Source organism: Saccharothrix luteola, assembly GCF_020859565.1.
Lineage (GTDB): Bacteria > Actinomycetota > Actinomycetes > Mycobacteriales > Pseudonocardiaceae > Actinosynnema > Actinosynnema luteola.
Window position 1 is genome coordinate 149,252 of the sequence record NZ_JAJHUO010000019.1, and the last position, 26,203, is coordinate 175,454.

A 26,203-nucleotide genomic window follows, 5' to 3' on the forward strand; every position below is an offset into this window, starting at 1 on the left:
CCGTCACGCCAACCGGCCGCGCCACACGTCGATCACCAGCACCGGCCGCATGCCCACCGACTCGTAGAGGCCGAGCGCGGGCGTCGGGTTGTTCGAGTCCACGTGCAGGATCGTGCCCACCCGCCCGTCGGACGCGTCCAGGTGGAAAGCGTGCCTCAGGAGGTGCTTCGCCACCCCGCGACCCCGCGCCTCGGCCCGCACGCCCAGGTGACCGACGTAGCCGCAGTTCTCGTCGGCCGCGAACTGGTCGGTGCGCTCCAGGAACCCGGCCGGCCGCCCGTCCAGCTCCGCCAGCCACAGCCCCGACCAGTCGAAGGTCGACTTGCGCTCCTGCCGCTCGTGCCACTCCTCGTAGGTCTTCGGCACGAACCCGAAGTGCCCGGCGAACGACGCGTTCAACACCTCGTGCGCCACCCGCCGCACGTCCTCGTCCACGGCCTGCCGCAGCACGAGCCCCGGCGCCTGCGCGGGCGGCGGCACGGCGGCCGCGTGGTCGATCCGCATCCGGTGGAACGTGGTCGCGACCTCGAACCCCAGCGCCGCCACCTGCGCCCGCAGCACCACGTCGTCCCGGTAGACGCCGTGGTCGACGGTGACCCGGTCGTGCCCGCCGGCCCGCCCGATCTCACGGGCGCGGTCCAGCACCCTGGTGAACAGCCAGTCCGCCAGCGCCGCGTCCTGCGTCACCACCTCGACGTCGACCTCGTCGCTGTCGCCCTTGCCGTTCGCGGTCGCGTACCCGACCGGCGCGCCCGCCGCGTCCAGCACCAGCCACGCGTCGCGCTCCAGGTCGAAACCCGGCCGGGCCAGCTCGTCCCGCATGTCGTCGAGCGTGTAGTCGGCGAACCCGATGACCGCCGTGGTGCAGGCGTGCACCAGGCCGAGGATCAGCTCGGCGTCGTCGGCGCGGGGCGGCCGGACGGTGTGACCGGCGGGAAGGGCGTCCATGGCGGGACATGGTGCGCCGCGCGTCCGGCCCTGTCGACCGGGTTTCCGCCGGGCTAGGGTCTCCGGATGGTCGAGGGCGTCCGTCGGGTACCGGTCCTGCTCACGGTGATCGTCGGGGTGGGTGTGGCGGCCGTGCTGGCGTTCCGGCCGCCCGCGCCCGTGGCGGACGCGCCGCCGTCGGAGTTCGCCGCCGGACGCGCCGAGAGGCACCTGGCGGCCATCGCCCAGCGACCGCACCCGATCGGTTCGGCGGACAACGAGCGCGTCCGCGACTACATCGTCGACACCGCCCGCGGTTTCGGCGCGGACGTGGTGGTGGAGTCCGACGACGTCGTCCGGCCGTGGCGGGGCGTCCGGGTGGCCACCACGCACAACGTCGTCGCGCGCGTGCGCGGGGCGGAACCGTCGGTGAGCGGCGGCAAGGCGTTGCTGCTGGTCGCGCACTACGACTCGGTGCCGACCGGTCCCGGCGCGGCCGACGACGGCGCGGCGGTCGCGGCGATGCTGGAGACGTTGCGCGCGCTGAGAACCGGCGGTGTGCGCAACGACGTGGTGTTCCTGTTCACCGACGGCGAGGAGGTCGGGGCGCTCGGCGCGGCGGCGTACGTGGAACGCCACGGGGTCGACGGCGTCGGCGCGGTGCTGAACTGGGAGGCGCGGGGCAGCGGCGGGCCGGTGTGGATGTTCCAGACGGGCGACGACAACGCGCCGCTCGTGTCGGCGTTCGGCGAGGCGAGCAGCCGGCCGATCGCGAACTCGTTCGCCTACGAGGTCTACCGCCGGATGCCGAACTACAGCGACTTCACGGTGTTCGCCGAGGCGGGCGCACGGGGGTTGAACAGCGCGTTCATCGAGCACGTCGGCGACTACCACTCGCCGTACGACGACCTGGAGCGGCTGGACCGGGGGAGCGTGCAGCACCACGGCGAGACGATGGTGGGGCTGGTGCGGGCGCTGGGCGACCGGGACCTGCGGGCCGGCGCCGGTGACGCGGTGTACTTCGACCTGTTCTCCCGGGTGCTGGTGCGCTACCCGACGTGGCTCGCGGTGGCGCTGGCCGCGGTGACGGTCCTCGCGGTGGCGTTCCTGCTGGTCCTGGGTGTCCGACGGGGACGGCTGCGGTGGCGGGGCGTGCTCGCGGTGGCCGGGGTCGCGGTCGGTGCGGTGGTCGTGGCGGGCGCGGTGTCGTTCGGGGTGTGGGCGCTGGTGGCGGCCGTGCGGCCGGGGTTGGGGTTCCTGGCGTTGTCGGAGCCGCCCGAGCGGGGCTGGTTCGTCGCCGGGTTCTGCCTGCTCGGGTCGGCGGTGCTGCTCGCGGCGGCACGGGTGGTGCGGCGGTGGTCGCCGGCCGAGGTCGTCGCCGGGGTGCTGGTGGTGACGGCCGTGCTGCTGGCGGCCACGACGGTCGCCGTGCCGGGTGCCGGGTTCCTGTTCCAGTGGACGCTGCTGGCAGGCCTGCCCGCGCTGTGGACGACCCGGGCGGCTTTCCTCCCGCCGCTGGCGGCGGCGGCGATCTTCCCGCCGTTGGTCGGCACGATGATGGTGGCGTTGGGCATGCCGTTGAGCGCGGTGGCGGTGGTGTTCGCGGTGCTGGCCGGTGTGCTGCTGATGCCGTTGCTGACGGTGTGGAACTCGTGGTGGCCGGCGCACGGCGTGACGGCGCTCGCGGTGGCGCTGATCGCGGTGGGGACGGTGCGGTTCGGCTTCGCGCCGGACGAGCCGCGCCCCGACTCGCTGATCTACCTGCAGGACACGAGCGGCGCGAGCTGGTTGTCCGCCGACCCCGCGCCCGACGAGTGGACCGCGCGGGTGCTGGGGGAGAACCCGGAACGGGTGACGTTGCCGTACCCGGCGCTGGACAAGCCGATGATGCGCGCCGCCGCGCCCGACCTGGGCCTGCCCGCGCCCACCGTCGTCCCGGTGGCCGTCGCCGAGGCCGCCGTGCGGACGGTGACGTTCCGCGTCACGCCGAACGCGCGGGCGTGGCGGACGCTCGTGACGCTGTCCGGCCCCGGTCGGCCGGCGTGCCGCCTCGGCGCCACGGACCTCCCTGACGCCACCTTGGACCTGTACGGCCCGTCCGCCCGCGAGATCACCTGCGCCCTGGACCCCGGCGCGCCGCTGGAGGTGGCCGTGGCCGACCAGTGGGCCGGGCTGCCCACCGAGGCGACGTCCCTGGTCGGCCCGCGCCCACCCGACGCCATGCCGGTCCAGTCCGGCAGCCGCGCGTTCGACGCCGCCGTGGTCCGCGCCGAGTTCCGCCTCTGACCGCTCGTCACGCGGCCCCGACCGGCGTGGGCGTGATCCGCGTGGGCCTGACCCGCGTGCCGACCAGACCGGCCACGGCGAGTCCCACGCACAGCCACGCGAACCAGTCGCCCAGCCGCGCGTACGGCGTCGGCCCGTCACCCGTCGGCACGTCGGCGACCACCACGGTGAACGCGCCCGCGCCGCCGGTGCCCGCCTCGGCGACCACCCGACCCCGGGCGTCGGACGCCATCAACCGCGTCTGCCGCCCGCTCCACGCCACCGCGACCCCGCTCTCGACACCGCGCAGCAACGCCGTCCGGCTGTGCTGCCACCCGTTGTCGTCCTCGTCGGACGCCGGGATGGCCAGCAGCCGTGCGCCGGCCGTCGCGTAGTCGGAACTCGGGTCGGGGTGGTTGACGTCGGCGCAGATCGCGACACCGGTCGAGCCGAGGAGCGTGAGATCGCGCCCGGTCGGGCTGACCGTGTCGTGGTGCTTGAGGTACTTCACGGGCTCGCCGCCGGACGCGGGGAACGTCACCGCGTAGTTGTACTTCTTGCCGTCCGTCCACTGGGCGAGGCCGACCACGATGTCGATGCCCTCCGCGCGGGCCAGCGCGGTCATCGTGTCCACCAGCACCGCGGGCCGGGCCTCGCGCGCGCCGAACGCGGCCTCCGGCAGCACCGCGACCCGCACCCCGTCCGGCAGTGCCTCGACCTGCCGCGCGTACGCGGCCACCAGCTCGGGTCCGGCGGGCGTGTCCAGGTCGGTGGCCCAGCCGTGGTGGTTGCCCGCGACCAGCGCCACGCGCCGCGCCGGCCCGCCGTCCTGGGCCAGCCGCACCGCGCCGCCGATCGACACCGCCGCGAGCACGACACCGCCGACCGCGGCGACCCGCACGTCACGCCTGGTCACCGCCGCGGCGACGGCGGCCGGTGCGAAGAGGACCAGGTACTCGACGCCCCACGCGCCGGTGATCGCGGCGGTCTGCAGGACCAGCGGCACGTCCGCCTGCGTCGTCGCGAGCGAGCCCATGATCCCCGTGGGGTTGGCCGACGCCACCAGGTACAGGACCGCGACCCAGGCGGCGGGCGCCGTGATCACCGCGAGCAGCGCGCGTCCGCTGTTCAGCAGCGCGCGGAACAGGGCCACCGCCAGTGCGAAGGTCGCCGCCATCCCGACCGTGACGGCGACGCCCCACGGTAACAGCGGCAGGTCGTACGAGTGGGCCAGGAACGGCCAGCTGTTGGTCAGTCCAAGCAGGCACGACCCGAAGGCCAGCGCGGCGGCGACGCGTCCGGAGGTGCGTGGCGCGGCGAGGAGCACGGGCAGCGGGGCGAGCCAGGCCAACGCGGCGATCGGCGCCAGCCCCGTGCCGAAGTAGAACAGGGCGGCCGATGCAGACCCGGCCAGTCCCACCAGCGCGAGCTCAGACCTGGAGTCCATTGAGGACCCTTCCTGTCGTGCGCTTGCACAGCGCGCGGAAGTCGCTCTCGGGCATGTTCATCCGGCCGCCCAGGTACAGCTGGACCAGGCCTATGAACGGTGTGGTGAGGGCCAACGTGACCTCCAACGGGTCGTCGTCGCGCAGCACGCCTTCCGCCATGGCCTGCTCGACGGCCGCGAACACCGGGGCGAACGCGGGCGAGCCGCCGGTGCGGAAGTCGTCCGGGAACCGCAGCGCGTCGGGCCGGTGCTCGGTGACCAGGTAGCGGTAGAGGTTCGGCCGGCCGAGCGCGAAGTCCAGGAACGCATCGGCCAGCGCGTCGAGCCGACGGGCCAGTCCCAGCTCACGGCCGCGTCCGCCCCAGTCGGCGGTCATCTCCGCCACCGCCGCGTCCGCCACCGAGCGCAGCAGCGCTTCACGGTTGGGGAAGTGGCGGTAGGTGGCCATGGCGGTCACCCCGGCATCCGCCGCCACCCGCCGCATGGTCACCGCTTGCGCGCCTTCGGCCAGCAAGATCGCCAACGCCGCCGCCGAGATCCGCTCGGCCGTCTCCGTCATGTCTACACCGTACACGTGGGCTGTCTACGCTGTACACGTCCTGGAGCGGCAAGGCGGCCAGTGCATCCGGCGGTGGGACCCGCGGTGGTGGCGGTCGGGAACGTCCAGCCGACGTCGACCCCGTTGGCCGCGATCAGGTCGCCGACGAGGCGGTTGCCCGCCACGTGTTCGATCGCCACAACCCGCCGGCGCCTCCCGGCAGCACGGGTGGACGTACACCCGGTACTCGTCGATCAGGCCGAGGCGGCGGAACGACGCCGCCAGGTTCGGGCCGCCCACCACCAGGTCCCGGTCGCCGACGCCTTCAGTGCCGGCACTTCCTCCGCCACCACGTCACGCACGATCGTCGCGTTCGGCCCCGCCGCCTGCGACGTCCGCGAGTGCACGACCTTGGGCACGCCCTGCCAGATCGGGTGAACTCCACCTCCGGCGGGGAGGCGTTCGGGTCCTGGTCGGCCGTCGGCCAGTGCCCCTCCATATGGGTTCGCTCACCAGTCGTGGAGGGTGCCGTCGGCCAGCCGGTTCACCGGCAGGTACGCGGCACGGTAGGGGAATCGGCCTGCCGCGTCCACATCGAGCTCCACACCCAACCCCGGCTCGTCGGACGGGTGCAGCAGGCCGTCCGCGAACGTGTAGGACGTCCGGAACACCTCCAGCGTCTCCGGCGTGTGCCGCATGTACTCCTGGATGCCGAAGTTGTGCACGGCCAGGTCCAGGTGCAGCGCGGCGGCCATGCCGACCGGCGAGATGTCCGTCGGCCCGTGCATCCCCGACTTGATCCCGTACACCGCGGCGAAGTCGAGCACCTTCTTCAACGCAGTCACGCCACCGGTGTGGGTGACCGCCGAGCGGACGTAGTCGATCAGCCGCTCGCTCAACAACGTCGTGTAGTCGTGGATCGAGTTGAACACCTCGCCGATCGCCAGCGGCGTCGTGGTGTGCTGCCGGATCAACCGCAACGCCGCCTGGTCCTCGCCGGGCGTCGCGTCCTCCAACCAGAACAGGTCGTACGGCTCCAGCGCCTTCCCGAGCCGCGCCGCCTCGATCGGGGTCATCCGGTGGTGGCCGTCGTGCAGCAACGGCAACGCCGGGCCGAACTCCGACCGCACCGCCTCGAACACCGACGGCACGTGCCGCAGGTAGGCCCGTGTGTCCCAGCTCTCCTCCACCGGCAACGCGGTCGGCCGCGCCGGCTCGTAGTCGTACCGGTCACCGCCGCCGGCCGCCGACGCCGCCACCCCGTACACCGTTTCCAGCCCGGGGATGCCGGTCTGCACCCGGATCGCCCGGAACCCCAGCTCCAGGTGCAGCCGGATCGAGTCGAACAGCTCCGGCAGGTCACGTCCCGACGCGTGCCCGTACGCCAGCGCGCCCACCCGGCACGCCCCGCCGAGCAACTGGTACAGCGGCATCCCCGCCGCCCGCGCCTTGATGTCCCACAACGCCGTGTCGACGGCGGCGATCGCGGCCATCGTCACCGGACCGCGCCGCCAGTACGCGCCCCGGTACAGGTACTGCCAGGTGTCCTCGATGGCCGACGCGTCCCGACCCACCAGCAGCGGCACGACGTGCTCCCGCAGGTACGCCTCCACCGCCAGCTCACGCCCGTTCAGCGTGGCGTCACCCAGACCGGTGATCCCATCCTCGGTGGTGATCCGCAGCGTGACGAAGTTCCGCCCCGGACAGGTCACCACGACCTCCACGGCCGCGATCTTCACGACTCCACCTCCCGCACCTCGGCCACCACGACGCCGTACGCGTCCAACTCCACGGCGCCCAACGGCACGCCGTCCAACGTCACCAACCGCCCGTCGAGAACAGGGTTCACCGTGACCGGCGACGCGTGCTGGCTGACGAACCACGCGAACACCCGTCCGTCGGAGGAGTGCTCCATCAACCCCGTCATCACCAGCGGGTCGTCCACCCGGACCCGCGGCGGCACACCGGCCACCTCCGCCAGCGCCGCGTACAGCCGCCACGTCGGCTCCGGGTTCACCCTGGGCGTCATCGCGGCCATGTGCTCCAACGGGTACGTGCACAGCACCATCCACCCGTCACCGACCCGGTGCCGCAGCAAGGCGGGCCGCCCGTGCCCGTCCACCGCGATCACCTCCGCCCCGTCCGGCGCCACCGGCAGGAACGCGCGCGACTCGGCCGTGCCGCCGACCCGGAACACCAGCTCCTCGCCCGCGCCGATGCCGCCGAAGTCCCGCCGGAACACCATCCGCAGCGAGTCGTCCTCGATCGGGTCGACCAACCCGTACCGCAGCTGCTTCACCACGCCGAACGTCTCGTCCAGCTTCGGCCACCACGGTCCGCGCTGCGTGCGGTGCTCGCCGACGAAGTACGACGCGTACACCACCGCGCCCGCCGCGGCGCGCTCCACCAACGTCCGCCACGTCGGCGCGGTGAGCTGCTTGACCGACGGCACCAGGTACAACGCGCAGTCGTCCGGCACGCCGTCCAGCTCGCGCGCCACACCCACGGGCAGGTCCGCCTCCCGTGCCGCGATGTAGGCCTGCCGCGCGTTGTTCGCCACGCTCGTCGCGTCCTCGGGCTGCGTGAACGGGTACCGCGCCTCCAGGAACGACGACACCAGCAGCGCGATCGACGTGTCCGGCCGCCGCAGCCGCGCGAAGTCCGTGCGCCGCAACACTTCCGTGAACGCCCGGACCTCCCTCAGCTGAGCCTTCGGCCGTCCCGCGGCGTCCGTGAGCCCGAAGTGCATCTCGAACGGGTGGTGCCGGTAGGGCTCCTGGTCGGCCAGGTCGTCGTAGTCGGTGTTGTTCCACGGGATCCAGCCGGTCGCGCCCGCCAGCAACGTCGTGTGCAGGACCTGCCGGTAGTAGTGGGCGGCGTTCTCCTCCGACACGTAGTCCGACGTCACGCCGAACTCCTCCATGATCACCGGCTTGCCGCCGATGTCGAGCAGCTCGCACACGAACGCCGCCCCGAGGTGCAGCCGCAGCTGGTCGTCGTCCATCCGGTACACGTGCGGCCCGTGGAAGTCGATCAACGGCGCCAGGTCGCGCACCCGGAAGCCGTTGTCCAGCCCCGTGACCTCCACGCCCCACGCGCCGTCGCCGACCGACACCGGCTGCGCCGCGCCCGCCGCGCGGATCTCCCCGATCAACGCCGCCGCCCACGCCGTCACCGCGTCCGCGTCCAGCGTGCCGATGCCCCGCGACCGCCAGTCGGCGTAGATCGGGATCTCGTTGCTCAGCAGCCACCCCGCCACCGCCGGGTGGTCCTTCCAGCGGGCGGTCAGCTCGCGGACGTACCAGCGCTGCCGGTCCAGGAACGACTCGTCGGCGAAGATGTCCCGCCCGTTCCGCCACGCGGGGTCCCAGTTCTGGCCCGACATGTGCCCGACGACGAACGTCGGGATCGTCCGCATGCCCAGCGCGAGGTGCCGGTCGAGGAAGTCGTCGTACCTGGCGAGCAGGTCGGCGTCCAGCGCGTCCTCGGTCGGCATGAAGTCCGGCCAGTAGCAGAAGCTGCGGGTCAGGCCGATCCCGTGGTCGCGCATCACCCGCAGCTCCTCGTCCACGACCGCCGGGTCGTAGTCGCGCCACATCAACGGGCCACCGGTCCGCGACCAGTAGTTGACCCCCACCCAGGTGTCGGGGCCGGCGAGCTTGGCGGAGTTGCGCTGCATGGCCACAGGTATATCGTTTAACCTGACATCTGTCGAGGCACTGAGGTCGTCAGGTGTAACGTTCACCGGGTGGCAAGCCGCAAGCCGACGATCGCCGACGTCGCCGCCCTCGCCGGGGTGTCGGTGGCGGCCGTGTCGAAGGTCGTCAACGGCAAGGCGGGCATCTCCGCGCCCACCCGTGACCGCGTCCTGACCGCCGCGAGCAAGCTCCGGTGGACGCCGTCCGCCGCCGCCGTGGCCCTGCGCTCGGCGAAGACGCGCGCCATCGGCATGGTCGCCAAGCGCTCGCCGGACCTGCTCAGCGCCGACCCGCACTTCACCCTGCTGATCTCCGGCATCGAGAGCGAGCTGTCCCCGCTCGGGTACGGCCTGCTGCTGCACATCGTCGGCGAGGAGCCGAGCGCGGAGGAGGCCGCCTACCGCAGGCTGGCCGACGAACGCCGGGTCGACGGCGTCGTGCTCACCGAGAGCCGGATCGGCGACACCCGGTTCGAGCTGCTGCGGACCCTCGGCGTGAACACCGTGCTGATCGGCACGCCGTGGCGGGACGACCCCGTGCCGTCGGTGCAGGCGACCGGGCTCGACAGCGGCGTCCGCGCGGCCGTCGAGCACCTCGTCGCGCACGGGCACCGGCGCATCGCGTACGTCTCCGGCCCCGAGGACCGCGTCCACACGCTCTACCGGCGACGCGTGTTCGAGGACGCGCTGGCCGCGCACGACCTCGCGCCCAGCCACTCGATCGCGTCCGACTTCACCGCCGCCGGCGCGGTCGACGCCGTGGGCAGGCTCCTCGCCGACCGCCGACGTCCCACCGCCGTGCTGTTCGCCAACGACTCCATGGCCGTGGCCGGGATGAGCGCGGCCCGCCGGCTCGGCGTCGACGTGCCCGGCGAGCTGTCCGTGATCGGCCACGACGACCTGCCGCTCGGCGAGCTCGTCTACCCGCAGCTCACCACCGTGCGCCAAGACCTCGTCGGCCTCGGCCGCGCGGCGGCGCGCGTGCTGCTCGCGTCCCTCGACGAGGTCGAGGACGCGTCACTCGCCGTCCGACCACCCGAACTGGTGGTCCGCGAGTCCACGGGACCTGCCGCCGCCCGCACGTAAAGTGGAGCGCATGCGCACACGGCCGACGTTGAGCTGGACGCCGACCGGTGCGCCCTTGCCGCGCACCACCAGCCTGGACGAAGTCGTGCCGGTCGTCGCGGACGGTCGGGTGGTGGTGCTCAGCGGTGCCGGGCTGTCGACCGAGTCCGGCATCCCGGACTACCGGGGCGCCGCGGGCAGCCTGCGCAAGCACACCCCGATGACCTACGACGAGTTCGTCGGCAGCGCCGAGGGCAGGCGCCGGTACTGGGCGCGCAGCCACCTCGGCTGGCGGACCATCGCCCGCGCCGCGCCCAACACCGGCCACCGCGCCGTGGCCGAGCTGCACGCCCGCGGCCACCTGTCCGGCGTGATCACGCAGAACGTCGACGGCCTGCACCAGGCCGCGGGCACGCCCGACGTGGTCGAGCTGCACGGCGGCCTGGACCGCGTGGTCTGCCTGGACTGCCGCGCGGTGAGCCCCCGCGAGGACCTCGACCGGCGGTTCCGCGCCGCCAACCCGGCGTTCGAGGCCACCTCCACCCGGATCAACCCGGACGGCGACGTGGACCTGGCCGAGCACGAGGTCCGGTCGTTCCGGCTGGTCGGGTGCGCCGACTGCGAGAGCGGCGTGCTGAAACCGGACGTGGTGTTCTTCGGCGAGAACGTGCCGCGACCGCGCGTCGAGCAGTGCTACCGCCTGGTGGACGCGGCCGACGCGCTGCTCGTGCTGGGCTCCTCGCTGACCGTCATGTCCGGCCTGCGGTTCGTCCGGCGCGCCGCTGCCGCCGGCAAGCCGGTCCTCATCATCAACAAGGGCGTGACCAGGGGCGACGTGCACGCGACCGTCCGCGTCGACCGGCCCCTCGGCCCGGCCCTGACCGAGCTGCTCGCCCGGTTGTAGCGCTCCGTCCCCGAAGGCGGGCCCGATGTCACCCGACGGGGTGAGCGGTGTCCTTCGGCCGCGTGCCGGCGGAACGGCCGGGTACGCCCCGGGACATGACGAGCGAAACCGTCGACGTGCGCGCACGGACGCCGGTGGCGCCGGACGGGAGGCTCGGCGCCGCCCCGCTGCACCCCGGCCTGAGCGATCCCGCGTACGTCCGCCGCCGTGACGCGATCGCGGCCCTGGCCGAGGGCCACGAGGTGGGCGCGCCCTCACCTCCGGTCGCCTACACCGAGCGGGAGCACGAGACCTGGCGGCAGGTCCACGCCGCGCTGACCGCGGCCCAGCAGGACACGGTGTGCCGGGCGGTGTTGCGCGCCCGGGACACCGCGCCCATCCCCGCCGACCACGTGCCCCAGCACGCCGAGGTCGGCGACCGCCTCCACGAGCTGACCGGGTTCCGGTTCACCCTCGCCGGCGGGCTCGTGCCGGACGAGCGGTTCCTGGGCTCCATGGCGCGCGGGTACTTCCACGCCGTGCAGTACGTGCGGCACCCGGCGATGCCCCTGTACACGCCCGAGCCCGACGTCGTGCACGACGTGTTCGGCCACGGCACGCACCTGTCCGCGCCGTGGTTCGCCGACCTCTACCGGCTGGTCGGCGCGGCGGCCTCCCGGGTGTCCAGCGAGGACGCCCTGGACCTGATCAGCCGCGTGTACTGGTTCACCCTGGAGTACGGCGTCGCGTTCGAGCGGCGCCGGGTCAAGGCGTACGGGGCGGCGCTGCTGTCCTCCTACGGCGAACTGGGACAGCTGCACCGCGCCGACATCAGGCCGTGGGCCGTCGAACGGGTCGTGAACACGCCCTACGTCGCGGCCGGGTACCAGCCGGTGCTGTACGCGGTGCGCTCGCTCGACCACGTCGCCGACGTCCTGCACGACTTCCTGGACGAGTTCGACGAGGGCACCCGCGACCGCCTCGGCCTGCCCACGCACGACGAGCGCGGCGCCGTCACCTGACCTCGCCCGTCCTCAGCCGCGCTTCAAGCGCAGCACGACGTCCGTCCGCGTGCCGTGCTCCTGCTCCGGGCTGATCATCACCCGCTCGACCGACTCGTCCACCTCGACGACCCACTCCGGGCCGAGGGCCAGCGAGGCCAGCACGTCGGCGTTCGTCGGGAACCGGTAGTCCACCGGCGGGTTGTGCGCCAGCCACGTCGGCCAGCCGGCGTGCCCCACGACCAGCAGCCGCCCGCCCGGCGCCACCGCCTCGGCCGCCCGTGCCAGGATGCCCTCCCGCTCGCCCTCCACGGCCACCGACGAGTGCAGGAACTGCGCCGAGACCAGGTCGAACACCCCGGTGGGGAACGAGCGCGCCAGGTCGTGCCGCTGCCAGTCGATGCGCGCGGCCAGGCCCAGCTCGGTGGCCCGGGCCGCGCCCCTGGCCAGGGCGACGGTGGACACGTCGACCGCCGTCACCTGCCAGCCCTGCTCGGCCAGCCACAACGCGTCACCCCCCTCGCCGCAGCCGAGGTCGAGCGCGGTGCCCGGGTCGAGGTGGGCGACCTCGCGCACGAGCAGCTCGTTGGCCTTGCCCGTCCACACCTGGTCGCGGTCGCGGTAGAACGTCTCCCAGTACTCCTCAGTTGCGTCCATGCCCCGATAGTGCGGACCACCCCGGCCGAGCGGCAAACAAAGTTGCCGATCCGGCAACTCGCCCACTGGTCGGAGGTACGGCGGGAGCGCGCTGATCGACGCGTCGGCGGGTGTGCCGGCGGTCGTCGTCGCGGGTCGGGTTCGGCACGGCCGCGCAGGGCGAGCTCGCCGCGCCCCCGGACACGCGACCTGTGGGCAGCGGGCCTGTGGTGACGACCGCACCCGCGATGACCGCCGGTCCGGAGTGGACGACCGTGAACCAGCCGCCGCGCATCGCGCGCGGCACGCTCACCCCCGCGTGGACCGCGCCGCCGCCCGCCGGTCGCGAGAGCCTGTCGATCCCGCAGTGCGACACGGGTGCCGGCAGCCAGGCCATCCCGGGCGCGGAGTCGTTGTGTAGTCAGCGATTTAACTCGATCGTGTAGTCGCCTATCGCTCGAACGAGTCGAGGTTTTTCGGGTTCTACGCTCCCCTTCCGATATCGGGATCACACCGACCGCTACCGCGCGCCGGCTGTCTCCACGGGCCGTCATCTCCAGGGGAAGGGTCGCGTGACTGGCTACCTCGAACTCGCCGCGTCCGCGGTGCTGTACGCGCTGGGCATCGTCGCCCAGTCGATCGCCTCACGCCGCGCCGACGAAGGCGGCGGCGGGCTCGGGCTGCTCGCCCGGCTCGCCCGCGACCGGCTCTACCTGCTCGGCTTCGCGGGCCAGGTCGGCGGGTTCGCGCTGGCGTTCCTGGCCCGCGCCGAGCTGCCGCTCTACCTCGTCCAGGCCGGCTCGTCGTGCGCGGTCGGCCTGGCCACGCTGTTCGGCATCGCCGTGCTCGGCTGGCGGGTCCGCGTGATCGAGGTCGTGGTGCTCGTCGTGATGGCGGCGGGGCTGGTGCTGCTCGTCGCGGCGGCCACGCCGTCGGCCGCGCACGACGTGCCCCAAGGCCTCGGCATCGTCCTGTTCGGACTGCCCCTGGTCGCGCTCGTGCTGGTGCAGCGCCGGATCGGCGGCGTGGTGCCGCTGGCCGCGTCCGCCGGCCTGGCGTTCGCGGTGGTCGCCATGACGAGCCGGACGCTGGCCGACGAACCGTTCCTCACCCTCCCGCTGTACCCGCTGGCGTGGCTGATGATCGTCGCCGCGCTCGTCGGCCAGTCCTACCTGGCGCTGTCCCTGCGCCGCGGCTCGGCGACCTCGACCGTCGCCACCATGGACGCCACCACCGTCGTGCTCACCTCGGTCATCGGCATCGCCGCGCTCGGCGACCGGATCACGCCCGGCCGCGAGTGGTGGGTGGCGCTCGGCGTCGCGCTCGTCGTGTCCGGCGTGCTCCTGCTCGGCTTCGCCGACCGGTTCGCCAAGAAGCCCGCGGAGGTGGCCGGGTGAGCACCGCCAGCGTCTCCCTCGACCTCGACAACCTCTGGGCCTACCTCAAGACCCACGGCGACCCCGAGTGGGAACGCCGCCCCAGCTTCCTGCCCACCGCCGTGCCACGCCTGCTCGAAGTCTTCGGCGCCCACGGCCTCACCACGACCGTCTTCGTCGTCGGCGCGGACGCCGAACGCGACGACGGCGCGCAGGCCGTCGCCGACATCACCGCCGCCGGGCACGAGGTCGGCAACCACTCCTACGGCCACGAACCCTGGCTGCACCGCTACACCCGCGACCGGCTCGAAGCCGAACTCGCCCGCACCGAGGCGGCCATCGTCGCCGCGGGCGCGCCGCGGCCGACCGGCTTCCGCGGCCCCGGCTACAGCGTCACCCGCGACCTGCTGGAACTGCTGGCCGAGCGCGGCTACCGCTACGACGCCAGCACCCTGCCCACCTGGATCGGCCCGCTCGCCCGCGCCTACCACAACCGGACCGCGCCGACCGGCGGCGAACGCGACCTGTTCGGCGGCTTCTCCCGCGTCCGGGCGCCCAACGCCGCCTACCGCTGGCGCGTCGGCGCGGGCCTGGTCGAGCTGCCGGTCACCACGATGCCGCTCCTGCGCGTTCCGATCCACGGCTCCTACCTGCTGCAACTGCACCAGGTCTCACCACGATTGGCCCGTGCGTACTTCACCGCAGCGCTGCGGTTGTGCCGGGCGCGTGGCGTTCAGCCGTCGTTGCTGCTGCACCCCACCGACGTGCTCGGCGCGGCCGAGGCGCCCGGCATGGAGTTCTTCCCCGGCATGGCGGTGCCCGGCGCGCGGAAGGTCGAGTTCCTCGGCTGGGTGCTGGGCGCGCTGCGCGAGCACCACTTCGAGGTGATCGGCACCGGCGCGCACGTCGACCGGCTCGACGCGGGCCTGCGCGAGCGCGACACCGGGCTGCTGGCGCGGTGCGGGGGATGACGCGGGGGATGACGTGGCGCGGTGCGGCGGATGACGTGGCGGGCGCGATGCGGTTGACGTGGCTGGTGCGGGCCCTGGCGTGCGCGACGGTGTTCGCCGCGCCCCTGGAGGGCTACCTCCTGCACGTGCACGGCCACTTGGCCAAGGCGCCGTCCGCCCTGCTGGTGCTCGTCTGGGCCGTCCTGCGGGTGCGGCAACGCCGCGCGCCCGAGCCGCACCCCGTGCACGTCGTCCTCGCGGCGCTCGCCGTCGTGCTGCTGGCGTCCTGGGCGGTGCACGCGGGCGGCCCGTTCGCGACCGGCTACGCCCTGCGCTGGCTGCCGTTCCTGCTGGTCACGGTGGTGCTGATCGACGTCGTCTCCCGGGAGGTGCCGCTGCGGGCGGTGCTCGCCGCGACCGTGGCGGGAGCCGTGGTCGCGGCCGTCGGCGCGCTGGTCGGCATGGTCGCCGAGGGGCAGACGCGGGCCGCCGGGCCGCTGGAGGACCCGAACGACCTGGCCTACTTCCTCGTCGCCGCCCTGCCGCTGCTGGTCGCACTGCGCCGCTCGGTCCTGACCGCGTCGGCGGCCGTCGTGCTCGCGGCGGGCGCGGCGGCGACGTTCTCCCGGGGCGGCGCGCTCGCCCTCACCGCCGCCGTGGCGTGGCTGCTGGCCCGCCGCGCGGTGCCGCTCAAGGCGTTGGCGGGCGGCGTGGCGGCGCTGGCCGTGCTCGGCGTGGCCGCCGTGCTGTTCGCCGGACCGGAGATCGACCGGGCGGTGCGGGAGAAGACCCACGTCGCCGAGACCAACGTGGACACCCGCGAACTGCGCTGGCAGGCCGCCGCGCGCATGGTCGCCGAGCACCCAACCCTCGGCGTGGGACCGGGCGGGTTCCGCGAGGGCTACCCCGCCGCCTCGAACAACGCCGAGATCGACGAGCAGACCCCGGTGGCGCACAACATGTACCTGGAGGTCGCCGCCGAACTCGGCGTGCCCGGCTTCGCGTTGTTCGCCGCGCTCCTCGTGCTCACGGCGGTCACCTGCGCACGCGTGCGCCGCACCACCGACGATCCGCTGCCGATCGTCGCCGTCCAGGCGTCCCTGATCGCGGTCGTGGTCGCCTCCACGTTCCTGTCCCAGCAGTACTACCTGCCGTTGTGGTCGCTGGTCGCGGTCGTGGCCGCGGCCGACCTTCGTCCGAGGAGAGCGAGCGACGTTGCGTGTGCTCCACGTGATCAGTGAGATGGGTACCGGCGGCGCCGAAGCGCTCGTCGCCGGGATGGCCAGGTCGGGCGGGCAGTTCGGCTGGCAGTCGGCCGTGGCCAGCGGCGGCGGGCACCGGGCCGAGGCGTTGCGCGCGTGCGGCGTGCCGACGTTCACCGTGCCCGTAGCCCGGCGCCGGGCGACCGGCGTGCTGCGCGCGACCACGGCCACCAAGGCCGCGATCCGCAGCTTCCGGCCGCAGGTCGTGCTGGCGCACAACGTGTCGGCCAGCCTCGTCGCGCGCCTGGCCGTGCTGCCGGGCAGGTTGCCGCTGCTGACCGTGTTCCACGGCGTCGCGGAGACCGACTACACCGGCGCGGCCCGCATCCTCAAGCGGACCTCGCGCACGGTCGTCGCGGTCGCCGACGCCACGGCCGACCGGCTGCGCGCGGCGGGCGTGCCCGACCCGGTGGTGATCCCGAACGCGGTGTTCCCGCAACCCGAACGGGTGGACCGGAACGCGGTCCGGGCGGTGCACGGCGTCGCGCCGGACGTGCCGGTCGCGCTGTGCCCGGCCCGGCTGGAACCCCAGAAGCGGCACGACGTGCTGCTGGAGGCGTGGGCGAAGCTGGACGGCGGCGCGGTGCTGTGGCTGGCGGGCGACGGCAGCCTCAGGGACGTGCTGCGCGTGCGTGCCGCCGAGTTGGGCGTCGCGGACCGGGTGCGGTTCCTGGGCAACCGCTGCGACGTGCCCGACCTGCTGGCCGCCGCCGACGTCACCGTGCTCACCAGCGACTGGGAGGGCATGCCGATCGCGGTGCTGGAGTCGCTGGCCGCCGGACGTCCGGTGGTGGCGACCGATGTGGACGGTGTGCGGCAGGCGTTGGCCGGTGGTGGGGGAGTGGTGGTGCCGCGCCGCGACCCCGCCGCGACGGCCGAGGCGTTGCGGTCACTGCTGTTCGACCCGCGGGCCCGGGCCGAGCTGGCCGAGGCCGGCCGCGCGTCCGTGCGGCGCGAGCACGACCCGCGTCTGCTGATGCGGTCCTACGACGAACTGCTGCGCACCGCGATCGGAGCATCATGAAGGGTCTGAGCGTGTTGTGGGACCTGCGGGTCCCGGAGGTGCCGGCGGTCCTGAAGCGTCCGCTCGCGGTCAGCCTGGGGATCGCGCTGCTGGTCGCGACCGCCGTGGTGGTCGCGGTGGAGGTGGCGGGCAAGGAGTACGAGAGCCGTGTCGGCGTGCTCGCGGTGCCGGCCGTCGGCGATCCCGACCAGCCGCCGGAGGCGAGCTTCGGCGAGGTCGTCGCCCTGTCGCTGCCCGCGCTGGTCGAGGTGTCGCGCAGCCCGTCCGTGCTGCGGGGCCCGGCCGGGGAGCTGGGCACCACGATCGACGACCTGGCCCGCCGGGTGTCCGTGGAGCTGGTGCCCGCCTCCGGCCTGGCCCGCTTGTCGGTGCGCGCCGAGACCGCCGACCGGGCCGCGCAGGCCGCGACCCGGATCGCGCAGACGGTGGTGGAGGCCGACCTGTTCGCGCCCGCCGCCCGGCTGCGCCTGCTCGACCGGCCCGAGACCACGCAGGTCGCGCCCGACCGGCCGCTGGCCTACGGCCTGGCGCTGATCGCCGGCGTGCTGGCGGGTCTGGCCGCGCACGCCGTCGGCCACCTGCGCCGGACCCGGCCCCGTGACCGGGTGCGCGCCGCGCTCACCGCCGGTGGCGTGCGGCGGCCGGTGGCCGTGCTGCCGGACGACGACCCCGACCTGGCGCAGCGGTTGGCGTTGCTGTGCGAGGCGTCGGCCCGGCCCGCGCGCGTGGTGGCGGTCGTGCCGGAGCTGGCCGACCGCGCCGAGGCCCTGGCCGGTGAGCTGCCGGAGAAGACCGGTGAGCCCGCCGACGGCGACGCGGTGATCGCGGTCGTGCCCCACGGCGGGCCGCAGGACGAGCTGGCGACCGTGGTCGGCGCGTTGCCGGGCACGGCGACCCTGGTGGCGGTGGTGACGTGCTGAAGACCGTCGCGCTGAGGACCGTGGCGCTGAAGACCGCGCTGAAGGACAAGGTGTGGGTGCTCACCGCGTTGGTCGTGGCGGTCGGCGCGGTGGCGTCGTGGCGCGCGCTGCGGCCGTCGTGGCAGGTGCCGCTGCCGACCTGGGCCACCCGGCCCGAGGAGCGGATGCAGGACTTCCGGGACGCGCTCTACTTCCCGATCCGCGAGTTCCTGGCGGGCGGCAACCCGTACCACCCGGCCACGATGGTGGAGCACTGGCCCGTGCGGCAGAGCTTCAACCTCTACCAGCCCTACCACCTGCTGCTGCACGCGCCGTTCGCGCTGCCGGGGTACCGGGTCGGCGCGGTGGCGTTCGCGTTGGCGTCGCTGGTGCTGCTGATCGCGCTGGCGGTGCTGGCGGCCGGCCGGTTGCGCCCGCACGTGCCGCTGGCGCTCGGCACGGCGGTGATCGCGACGTTGCTCGTGCTCAGCCAGGTGGGCAAGGCGCAGCTGTACGTGGGCCAGGTGAACCCGCTGATCGCGCTCGGCGCGGCGGGCGCGTTGCTGGCCCGGCGGGACGCGCCGAGGTGGGCGGCGGTCGCGTTGGCGCTGGCGTGGCTCAAGCCGCAGTTCGGCCTGCCGCTGGCGGTGCTGCTGTTCGTGCGCGGGTCCCAGCGGGTGGCGGTGACCGGGACGGCGGTCGCGGCGGTGGCGAGCATGGTCGTGGTGGTGCCGTTGGTGGTGCGAGGAGGCGGCGTCGGGCCGTTCCTCGACGTGATCGCGGCGAACCTGGCGCACGCGGGGGAGACGGCGTACGGCGCGGTGGACTCGATGACGGCGCAGCGGGTCGACCTCGCGGCGGTGTTCTACCGGGTCACGGGCTGGCTGCCCGGCGGCGCGGAACCGGTCGCGCTGGTGGGTGTGCTGGTGGTGAGCGCGCTGCTGGTGCGGCGGCTGGACCGGATGGGGCAGCCCGCCGCGGCGGACCTGCTCACGTGCCTCGCGGTGGTGGCGGCCGTGGTGCACCAGCCGGGTGACGTGCTGATCGCCGTGCCGTCGTTGGTGGCGGTGGGTGTCGTGTGGTGGCGGCGTCGGTGCGAGCGGGACTGGCGGCTCGGGCTGTCGGTGGTGCTGCTGCTGGTCCCGTTCGCGCACCTGCACTTCGTCAGCCTGGCGATCCGGGAGGTGACGGGGGCGCGGGTGGACGTGACGGTCGACGGGGTGGCGGTCGTGGTGGCGTGGGCGCTGGCGGCGGTGTTCGCGGCGACCCGCCGGTGTTCGGCTGTGGGCACGGTTCGGACGTGACGCCGGGGTCGGAGGCGAGGCCGGGTTCTGGTGCGCGGTCGGGGTCGGGGTCGGAGGCGAGGCCGGGTTCGGCATCGGGGGTTGGGCGGCGCGCCGTGCGGGGGTCGCTCTGGCTGTTCCTGGTCAACCTGGTCAGCAAGGGCAGCCAGATGGCCGTCACGCTGGTGCTGGCCGCGTTCCTCACCGAGGAAGGGCTCGGGCTGGTGGCGCTGGCCGTCGCGCTGGTCAACATCGGCCAGGTCGTCCAGTCGATGGGCGTGTACGACGTGGTCAGCCGCACCGACCGGGACCCGCGCCGGGCGGCGGGCACGTTGCTCGTGCTCAGCGCGGGCGCGGGGGTGGTGCTGGCGTTAGCGCTGGTGCTCGCGGCCGACGGGATCGCGCACGCGCTGGACGCGCCGTCGGTCGCGCCGCTGGTGCGGCTGGCGGCGGTGAGCCTGCCGTTCTCGGCGGTGGCCGGTGTGCAGATGGGGCTGCTGCACCGGGACCTGGACTTCCGCCGTCGGCTGCTGCCGGACGCGGGCGGCGCGGTGCTCGGCGCGGCGGTGACGGTCGTGCTGGCGGTGACGGGAGCCGGGCCGTACTCGCTGGTCGTCGGGTTGCTGTGCACGGCGGTGGCGCAGCCCGTGCTCGGCGTGGCGGTCGGCGTCCGGGTGCGGCCGGTGTGGGACGCGGGCGCGGCCGGTGAGGCGACGCGGTGGATCGCGGTGGTCGGACCGGGCGCGGTGGTGGCCGTGCTGCTGATCAACGTGGACTACCTGGCCATCGCCCGGGTGCACGGGCCGGAGGCGGTCGGCGTCTACTCGTTGGCCTACCGGATCGCGTGGGTGCCGTACATCCTGGTGGCGGTGGTGCTGGGTGGTGTGGTGCTGCCCTTGTGCGCCAAGCTGATCCGCGACGGTGAGGGACTGTCCGCTGTGGTCGGACGGTTCACGTCGGCCGTGCTGGCGGTGACCGGCGGCCTGTACGCGGTGACGGCGGCGTTGGCCGACCGGGTCGTGGTGTTCGGGGCGCGGTGGGCGGAGGCGGCCCTGCCGCTGGCCCTGTTGTGCCTGTACGGCTTGGGGATCAGCCTGCTGCACCTGTGGTACCAGGTGCTCAAGGCCGCCGGGCACGCGCGCCGCTACCTGGCGCTGGAGGTGAGCCACCTCGTGCTGCTGGTCGGCGGGCTGGTGGTGTTCACCCGGCACGGGGTGGTGGCGGTCGCGCTGGTGCAGGTCGCGGCGGCGTGGCTGGTGGTGCCGTGCACGTGGTGGGCGTTGGCGCGGCGGGGGATCGGCCCGCCGTTGGCCTCGGTGGCGCGTGGCGCCGGCGGGGTGGTCGCGGCGGCCGGGTGTTGCGCGGCGGTGGCGTTCGGAGTCGGTGACGTGTTCGGGCCACCCGGTTCCGTGGTGGCCGCGTTGGGCGAAGGGGTCGTGTTGGCGGTGGTGTGCGTCGTGGTCGTGCTGGCGGCGAACCCGGAGGTGGTGCGTCGGTGAGGGTCGTGCACGTGAGCCAACCCGTCACGGCGGGTGTGGCGGCGGTGGTGCTGGAACTCGCCCGTGCGCAACGGGACCTCGGGTGGAGGGTGACCGTGGTGTCCCCGCCGGGGCCGCTCGCCGAACGGGCGCGTGGACTGGGTGTGGAGGTGCGGGCGTGGCGGGCCAGTCGGCAGCCGGGGATCGGGACGGTGGGGGAGGCGGTGCGGCTCCGGCGGGTGCTGCGCGACTTGGAGGCGGATGTCGTGCACCTGCACAGCTCCAAGGCCGGGTTGGTCGGGCGGTTGGTGGTGCGCGGGCGGCGGCCGACGTTGTTCCAGCCGCACATGTGGTCGTTCCAGAGCGCCGGCGGGGTGGTGGCGTGGGCGGCCCGGGTCTGGGAACGGGTCGGTGCGCGGTGGACGCACCAGCTGGTGTGCGTGAGCGACGACGAGTTGGCCGTCGGGCGTGCTGCCGGCGTGCGGGGGCCGGCGGAGGTCGTGTGCAACGGCGTGGACGTCCAGCGGTTCCGGCCGGGCGACCGGGCGGCGGCGCGGCGGCGGTTGGGGCTGCCGGACGTGCCGACGGCGGTGTGCGTGGGGAGGTTGGTGCCCTACAAGGGGCAGGACCAGTTGCTCGCGGCGTGGCCGGCGGTGCGGGAGCAGGTGCCGGACGCGCTGTTGGTGCTGGTCGGGGACGGACCGATGGCGGAGAGGTGGCGGGCGGCCTGCGAGGACGGGTCCGTGTGGTGGTGGGGGCACGACGATTCGGTCGCGGACTTCTACGCCGCCGCGGACGTGGTCGTGCTGCCGTCGCGGGCCGAGGGGATGGCCTTGGTGCCGTTGGAGGCGATGGCGTGCGGGCGGTCCGTGGTGGCGTTCGACGTGAGCGGGGTGCGGCAGAGCGTGGGGGAGGCGGGGGCCGTGTTGTCGGCCGGTGACGTCGAGGGGTTGGCGGAGGCGGTGGCCGTGCGGTTGGCCGATCCGTCGGCGGCTGATCTGGAGGGTGCGCACGGGCGGCGGCGGGTGGAGCTGCTGTTCGATCGGAGGCAGGTGGCGGATCAGATCGCGACGCTGGTGGACAAGTTGTTGGTGGGGGCGCGGTGAGTCGGACGCTCGCGCGTGTCGAACACTCAGGTCCCGCGTGTCGAACACTCAGGTCGGGTGTGTCCTACGTTCAGAACGCGAGAGTCCTACGTTCGGAGAGCGAGAGTCCTACGTTCAGGTACCCCGAGTTCAACGTTCAGGGCTCGGGTCAAGCCCGGCTCGATTTGACATGGGGCCCTTACGGGCACTCAAGGCAGGCCGAACCCATGTCAAATCGGGCCTCGGTGGGATGTTTCGGGTCCGTTGTGGTTGAGAGGATTGGTGGTCAGGGTGGGTGAGCATTTGAGGGTTGCGTATGTGTTGACGCAGGACAGTGGGGGGCCGGTGGACGTCACTGTTCGGTTGGCGCGGGCGGTGATTGGGTCCGGGGAGGCGGAGGTGCGGGTGTTCGGGCCCTTGCCTCGGCGGGGGGTGGAGGTGTTGAGCGGGCACCACGAGGTTGTCGAGGTGGGGGACAAGGCTGATGTCCGGGCTGGGCGGCGGGCGCGGGCGGTGGTGCGGGAGTGGGGGCCGGATGTGGTGCACGCGCAGGACCGGCGGGCGGGGTTGGTGAGTGTGGGGTTGCGGTTGCGGCACAAGGTGATCCAGACCTATCACGGTGTGCCGGATGATGTGGGTGAGGAGTGGTTCCGGGGTGTGCCGGGGGCGGTGAGGCCCTCTGCCTATACGAGGGTTGTGTTGGGGGCCGATGCGGTGGTGGCGCGGGCGGTGCACCGGACGGTGGTGCCGGCGCGGGCGATGGGGCGGTTCCTGTCGGGACGGTTGAGGGTGCCCGCGTCGAGGTTGGCGCACATCGACAACTGCGTGGAGCCCGCGCACGCGCAGCCGCCGGTGGGGCGGGTGCGGCGGTTGGTGTTCGTCGGGTTGTTGGTGGAGCGCAAGGGGTTGGCCACGTTGTTGGCGGCGTTGGCGTTGCCCGGGGTGATGCCGGCGGACGCCACGTTGACGGTGGTGGGTGATGGGCCAGAGAGGGGGAAGGCCGAGGCGTTGGCGCGCGAGTTGGGTGGGAGGGTGGAGTTCTTGGGGTTCCGGACGGATGTGCCCGATTTGTTGCGGCACCACGATGCGCTCGTGCTGCCGTCCACGATGGAGCAGCAGCCGTTGGTGGTGGCCGAGGCGATGGCAGCGGGCAAGCCGGTGGTGGCGACGGACACCGGTGGGGTGGCCGACATGCTGGGGGACCGGGGAGCGGTTGGGGCGTTGGCGAGGCCCGGTGACGTCGAGGGGTTGGCTGCTCGGTTGCGTGAGTTGTTCGCGGATCCCGATCCGGCGCGGATCGGGTTGGAGTTCGCTGAGCGGGCGCGGGAGAGGTTTGCGCCGGACGTCTGCGCGCGGCGCCACCTCGCCCTCTACCGCGAGGTCATGAGTAGCTCATCGGTGGCTCATGAGTAGCTCATGGGTTGAGCCGATGATGAAGTGATGACCGGTGATGCCGTTGTGCGGCGATTGTGAGGCGGTGGTTACGAAGGAGGGTTTGGTGGGGCGGTGGTGACGGGTTTGGTGGTGCTGGGGTGGGTGGTGGACGGGTTGGTGGTGGATGGGTTGGTGGTAGCGGGGTTGGTGGTGGTTGGGGTGGTGGTGGCGGGGCTGCTCGTGGTTGGGGTGGTGGTGGCTGTGGCGACGGTGGTGGTGATGCCGGTGCGGTTGACGAGGACGATGGCGTCGCCGGCGGCGATCTCGACGGTGGCCGGGGCGGCGGCGCCGCCGTCGATGTTCACCAGACCGGGTGGTGGTGTGATCCTGGCGGGTTGTCCGGTCGGGTTCACGGCCACGTAGCCGCCGGTGAAGCGCCGGTCCCACACGCCGGAGGGGAGGCGGTTCGCGGTTTCCGTCGCCTCGCCCAGGGGTGCTTCCTGGTACCGCGACCAGTCGGGGTTGCGGTAGTCCTTGGTGGTCGCGCCGGACCAGCACGTGTGCGGGCTCGCCAGCAGGGCGGCGGTGGCGTAGCCGATGCGTTCCTCCCTGGCACCCTTGGTGTGGGTGATCAGCAGGAGCCACGTCTCGCCGAGGGCGGCTTGCGAACGCAGCTCCTTCCACTCGTTGCCCTTGAACGTGAGCAGTTCGCCCGTGCCGTTGTCGCGCAGGCCGAAGTTCTCCTCCATCGCGCCGTCGTAGCGCGAGTGCGCCGTCCACCTTCCCGCGGTCAGGTGGGATTCGGACACGTTCGGGATCAGCATCTTCCCCGCCTTGTGCAGGGCGTCACCGGCCGTGGTGAGGAACGCGTCCATGCCCTCGCGGATCATCCGGTCGGACTCGGCGGCGTCCTCCGTGCCCTTGAGCACGGCCGACGAGTAGTACTTCAGGGAGCTGAAGTCGTTGTCGGCCAGCACGCCGTCCCAGCCCTCGCGCACCACCTCGGCGGTGACCGCTTCGCTCCACGCCTTCTGGTAGGCCGGGTCCCACACGGTCATCTGCCAGTGCTTCGGGTAGGAGTTCCACTCGATCCGGTTGTCCTTGGTGTCCACCGCGAACCAGTTCGGGTTCTCGCGTTGCGCCTTGAAGTAGCCGATGCCGGTCGGCAGGAACGGCGCGTCCACCTCGCCGTTGACCGCGCCGGGGTAGTTGCGCGCGCTCGAGAAGTCCTTGTAGACCAGCACCTTGATCTTCGGGTTGAGCTGCTTGAGCCGGCGCAGCGACGACGTCTCGGTCGCGTTGAGCACGACCAGGCTGTAGTGCTGCGCGGCGAACGTGATGTCCCGGCCGGTCGGCGGCTCGCCGATGCCGTACCACCAGCCGCACGGCGCGAGCGGCTTCGGCACGGGACCGAGCGGGGCGTGCGGTGGCGTCGGTCTGCCGGCGGCGGCGGTCGTCGTGCACGCCGCGCTCGGCACCAGGAGCGCCGCGGCGCACACCAGGCCGAGCACGCGGCGGGATCGTCGCCGGTTCAGCGATTCCTTCGGCACAACAGCTCACCCACCGTCTGCAACAGGATTTTCACGTCCAGCCACAACGACCAGTTGGCTATGTAGTAGTTGTCGTATCGAGACCTGTCGACAATCGACGTGTCACCCCGCAGCCCGTGCACTTGCGCGAGCCCGGTCAGCCCCGTCGGAACGCGGTGCCGGGCCCAGTATAGCTCGTGGATCGCCGAGAATTCGCGGACGAAACCCGGTCGTTCGGGACGCGGTCCGACGATGGACATGTCGCCCTTGATGATGTTCCACAACTGGGGCAGTTCATCCAGCGAACTGCTACGCAGGAATCGTCCGACTGGCCCGACCCGGCGATCTCCGACCACCGACCAGGTGACTTGGGAATCGTCTTCGCCGTTCATTCTCACGCTGCGCAGCTTGTAGAGCACGAACGGCTGATCATCCATCCCGACCCGGACCTGGCGGAAGATCACCGGCCGGCCGCTCTCCAGCAGCACGGCCAGCGCGCACAGCCCGATCACCGGGGACAGCACGACCAGCGCCACGGCGGCCAGCAGCACGTCCATGCCGCGCTTGACCCACCAGCTCGGCCTGCTGGTCGGCGCGGTGCCCAGCCGCATCAGCGGGTAGCTGCGCAGCCGCTCGATGTCCGGCCCGTCCTGGTACAGCTCGAACATCCGGGGCACGACCAGGGTGGTGCAGCCGAGCCGGTGCGCGGCGATGGCCGAGTCGACCACCGACGACTCGCGGGCGTGCGAGAACGCCAGCACGACCGTGCCGACACCCAACCGGGTGATCGCGTCGGACAGGGCCTCGTCCATCAGCGCGACCGGCAGGGCCTCGCGGTCCAGCGCCGGCTCCGGGTCGACGAACCCGACGGGCCGCAGGCCGAACTCCGGGTGCGCCAGCATCGCGCCGACCAGGTCGACGCCGACCTTCCCGGCGCCGACCACGATCGTGCGGTCGCAGCGGTCGAACTTCCGCCGGCACCAGCGGCCGAAGGCGAACACGAGCAGCCGCGCCGGTTCGCTCAGCGCGGCGAACGCCAGCACCGCCCACTGCGTGGCGAGGGTGGTGCCCGGCGGCGCGCCGCTGACCAGGCCGGCCAGCGTGACCAGGGCGAACGCCACGGCCGTCGCGCCGACCGAGCGCGGCAGGTCGTGGAACCAGGACAGCCACAGCCGCCGCCGGTACAGCCGGCACGCGGCCCGCACGCCGAGCAGCGCCGCCGCCACCACCGCGGTCCACCCCGAGCCCGGCGAGTACCGGGCCGCCACCGCCACCACCGCGGTCGCGTCCACCGCGACCAGCAGCACCGCCACCGCGTTCACCCGCCGCAGCAGGTCCGATCCCGCCGCCTCGCGGGGCCTCTGCTGCCGCCACCGCGACACCAGGGTCGGGGTGGTCGCCGAGCCGACCCCGTTCACCTCGGACCGCCCTTGCCAGGGACCGAGCGCGTCCCGTCCACGCCACACCACATTCGGACGACGTCC

At 73.3% G+C, this 26,203-nt stretch carries 24 protein-coding genes; 14 read left to right on the forward strand and 10 right to left on the reverse strand.

From position 1 onward, the window contains the following. Positions 1-3 precede the first annotated feature (3 nt). Complete coding sequence (locus tag LNK82_RS26120; RefSeq protein ID WP_230569638.1) at positions 4-948, reverse strand: GNAT family N-acetyltransferase; 945 nt, start codon at positions 946-948, stop codon at positions 4-6. A gap of 66 nt (positions 949-1,014) precedes the next feature. Here LNK82_RS26120 and LNK82_RS47040 point away from each other — a divergent pair, with 66 nt between their 5' ends. Beyond that, on the forward strand, positions 1,015-3,213 hold the full coding sequence (locus tag LNK82_RS47040; RefSeq protein WP_268997057.1) for a M20/M25/M40 family metallo-hydrolase: 2,199 nt from the start codon (positions 1,015-1,017) through the stop codon (positions 3,211-3,213). 7 nt (positions 3,214-3,220) lie between these two features. On the opposite strand, the gene LNK82_RS26130 is transcribed toward LNK82_RS47040, so the two are convergent. From LNK82_RS26130 to LNK82_RS26150, 6 genes are all read right to left on the reverse strand, one after another. After that, complete coding sequence (locus LNK82_RS26130) at positions 3,221-4,639, reverse strand: nitrilase-related carbon-nitrogen hydrolase (protein ID WP_230569639.1); 1,419 nt, start codon at positions 4,637-4,639, stop codon at positions 3,221-3,223. Further along, a complete protein-coding gene (locus LNK82_RS26135) occupies positions 4,623-5,198 on the reverse strand; it encodes a TetR/AcrR family transcriptional regulator (RefSeq protein WP_230569640.1) in 576 nt (191 codons plus the stop codon). Before LNK82_RS26135 ends, LNK82_RS26130 begins: the two co-directional genes overlap by 17 nt. A gap of 24 nt (positions 5,199-5,222) precedes the next feature. Next, a complete protein-coding gene (locus LNK82_RS48390; RefSeq protein ID WP_372470646.1) occupies positions 5,223-5,480 on the reverse strand; it encodes a hypothetical protein in 258 nt (85 codons plus the stop codon). Further along, positions 5,432-5,596: a hypothetical protein gene (locus tag LNK82_RS26140; RefSeq protein ID WP_230569641.1), complete on the reverse strand. Its 165-nt coding sequence runs from the start codon at positions 5,594-5,596 to the stop codon at positions 5,432-5,434. The genes LNK82_RS48390 and LNK82_RS26140 overlap by 49 nt, the downstream gene beginning before the upstream one ends. 90 nt (positions 5,597-5,686) lie before the next feature. After that, positions 5,687-6,916 (reverse strand): D-mannonate dehydratase ManD, encoded by a 1,230-nt coding sequence (manD, locus tag LNK82_RS26145; RefSeq protein ID WP_230569642.1) that lies wholly within the window; start codon positions 6,914-6,916, stop codon positions 5,687-5,689. After that, positions 6,913-8,856, reverse strand: a complete 1,944-nt coding sequence (locus LNK82_RS26150) for a cellulase family glycosylhydrolase (RefSeq protein ID WP_230569643.1) — start codon at positions 8,854-8,856, stop codon at positions 6,913-6,915. Before LNK82_RS26150 ends, manD begins: the two co-directional genes overlap by 4 nt. Positions 8,857-8,925: 69 nt before the next feature. Between LNK82_RS26150 and LNK82_RS26155 the strand changes: the two genes are divergently transcribed. The 3 genes from LNK82_RS26155 to LNK82_RS26165 all read left to right on the forward strand — a co-directional run bounded on the left by LNK82_RS26155 (position 8,926) and on the right by LNK82_RS26165 (position 11,844). Continuing rightward, entirely contained in the window at positions 8,926-9,960 is a 1,035-nt protein-coding gene (locus LNK82_RS26155) for a LacI family DNA-binding transcriptional regulator (protein WP_230569644.1), read from the forward strand. Positions 9,961-9,970: 10 nt separating this feature from the next. After that, on the forward strand, positions 9,971-10,843 hold the full coding sequence (locus LNK82_RS26160) for an NAD-dependent protein deacetylase (protein ID WP_230569645.1): 873 nt from the start codon (positions 9,971-9,973) through the stop codon (positions 10,841-10,843). Positions 10,844-10,938: 95 nt separating this feature from the next. After that, positions 10,939-11,844: a phenylalanine 4-monooxygenase gene (locus LNK82_RS26165; protein WP_230569646.1), complete on the forward strand. Its 906-nt coding sequence runs from the start codon at positions 10,939-10,941 to the stop codon at positions 11,842-11,844. A gap of 12 nt (positions 11,845-11,856) precedes the next feature. Here the strand turns inward: LNK82_RS26165 and LNK82_RS26170 are convergent, their stop codons facing one another. Continuing rightward, positions 11,857-12,480 (reverse strand): SAM-dependent methyltransferase, encoded by a 624-nt coding sequence (locus LNK82_RS26170; RefSeq protein ID WP_230569647.1) that lies wholly within the window; start codon positions 12,478-12,480, stop codon positions 11,857-11,859. 227 nt (positions 12,481-12,707) lie between these two features. Between LNK82_RS26170 and LNK82_RS26175 the strand changes: the two genes are divergently transcribed. The 10 genes from LNK82_RS26175 to LNK82_RS26220 all read left to right on the forward strand — a co-directional run bounded on the left by LNK82_RS26175 (position 12,708) and on the right by LNK82_RS26220 (position 23,229). After that, entirely contained in the window at positions 12,708-12,905 is a 198-nt protein-coding gene (locus tag LNK82_RS26175) for a hypothetical protein (protein ID WP_230569648.1), read from the forward strand. Between the two features lie 126 nt (positions 12,906-13,031). Beyond that, entirely contained in the window at positions 13,032-13,856 is an 825-nt protein-coding gene (locus LNK82_RS26180) for a DMT family protein (RefSeq protein ID WP_230569649.1), read from the forward strand. Beyond that, complete coding sequence (locus LNK82_RS26185; RefSeq protein ID WP_230569650.1) at positions 13,853-14,806, forward strand: polysaccharide deacetylase family protein; 954 nt, start codon at positions 13,853-13,855, stop codon at positions 14,804-14,806. Before LNK82_RS26180 ends, LNK82_RS26185 begins: the two co-directional genes overlap by 4 nt. Next, the gene (locus LNK82_RS26190) at positions 14,803-16,026 is read left to right on the forward strand and encodes an O-antigen ligase family protein (protein ID WP_230569651.1); all 1,224 of its coding nucleotides are present in this window, start codon (positions 14,803-14,805) and stop codon (positions 16,024-16,026) included. The genes LNK82_RS26185 and LNK82_RS26190 overlap by 4 nt, the downstream gene beginning before the upstream one ends. Further along, entirely contained in the window at positions 16,016-17,071 is a 1,056-nt protein-coding gene (locus tag LNK82_RS26195; protein WP_230569652.1) for a glycosyltransferase, read from the forward strand. Before LNK82_RS26190 ends, LNK82_RS26195 begins: the two co-directional genes overlap by 11 nt. Further along, the gene (locus LNK82_RS26200; RefSeq protein ID WP_230569653.1) at positions 17,068-17,991 is read left to right on the forward strand and encodes a YveK family protein; all 924 of its coding nucleotides are present in this window, start codon (positions 17,068-17,070) and stop codon (positions 17,989-17,991) included. The genes LNK82_RS26195 and LNK82_RS26200 overlap by 4 nt, the downstream gene beginning before the upstream one ends. Further along, positions 17,985-19,274 (forward strand): glycosyltransferase 87 family protein, encoded by a 1,290-nt coding sequence (locus LNK82_RS26205; protein WP_230569654.1) that lies wholly within the window; start codon positions 17,985-17,987, stop codon positions 19,272-19,274. The genes LNK82_RS26200 and LNK82_RS26205 overlap by 7 nt, the downstream gene beginning before the upstream one ends. Positions 19,275-19,369: 95 nt before the next feature. Further along, positions 19,370-20,752 carry an oligosaccharide flippase family protein gene (locus tag LNK82_RS26210; RefSeq protein WP_230569655.1) on the forward strand — a complete coding sequence of 461 codons (1,383 nt, stop codon included), beginning with the start codon at positions 19,370-19,372 and terminating at the stop codon, positions 20,750-20,752. Further along, on the forward strand, positions 20,749-21,837 hold the full coding sequence (locus LNK82_RS47905) for a glycosyltransferase (RefSeq protein WP_230569656.1): 1,089 nt from the start codon (positions 20,749-20,751) through the stop codon (positions 21,835-21,837). Before LNK82_RS26210 ends, LNK82_RS47905 begins: the two co-directional genes overlap by 4 nt. A gap of 324 nt (positions 21,838-22,161) precedes the next feature. Next, the gene (locus LNK82_RS26220) at positions 22,162-23,229 is read left to right on the forward strand and encodes a glycosyltransferase family 4 protein (protein WP_308257273.1); all 1,068 of its coding nucleotides are present in this window, start codon (positions 22,162-22,164) and stop codon (positions 23,227-23,229) included. A gap of 68 nt (positions 23,230-23,297) precedes the next feature. Here the strand turns inward: LNK82_RS26220 and LNK82_RS26225 are convergent, their stop codons facing one another. Next, on the reverse strand, positions 23,298-24,701 hold the full coding sequence (locus LNK82_RS26225; protein WP_230569657.1) for a putative glycoside hydrolase family 15 protein: 1,404 nt from the start codon (positions 24,699-24,701) through the stop codon (positions 23,298-23,300). 20 nt (positions 24,702-24,721) lie between these two features. Further along, positions 24,722-26,137, reverse strand: coding sequence for a sugar transferase (locus LNK82_RS26230; RefSeq protein ID WP_230569658.1), 1,416 nt, complete (start codon positions 26,135-26,137; stop codon positions 24,722-24,724). Positions 26,138-26,203: the final 66 nt, after the last annotated feature.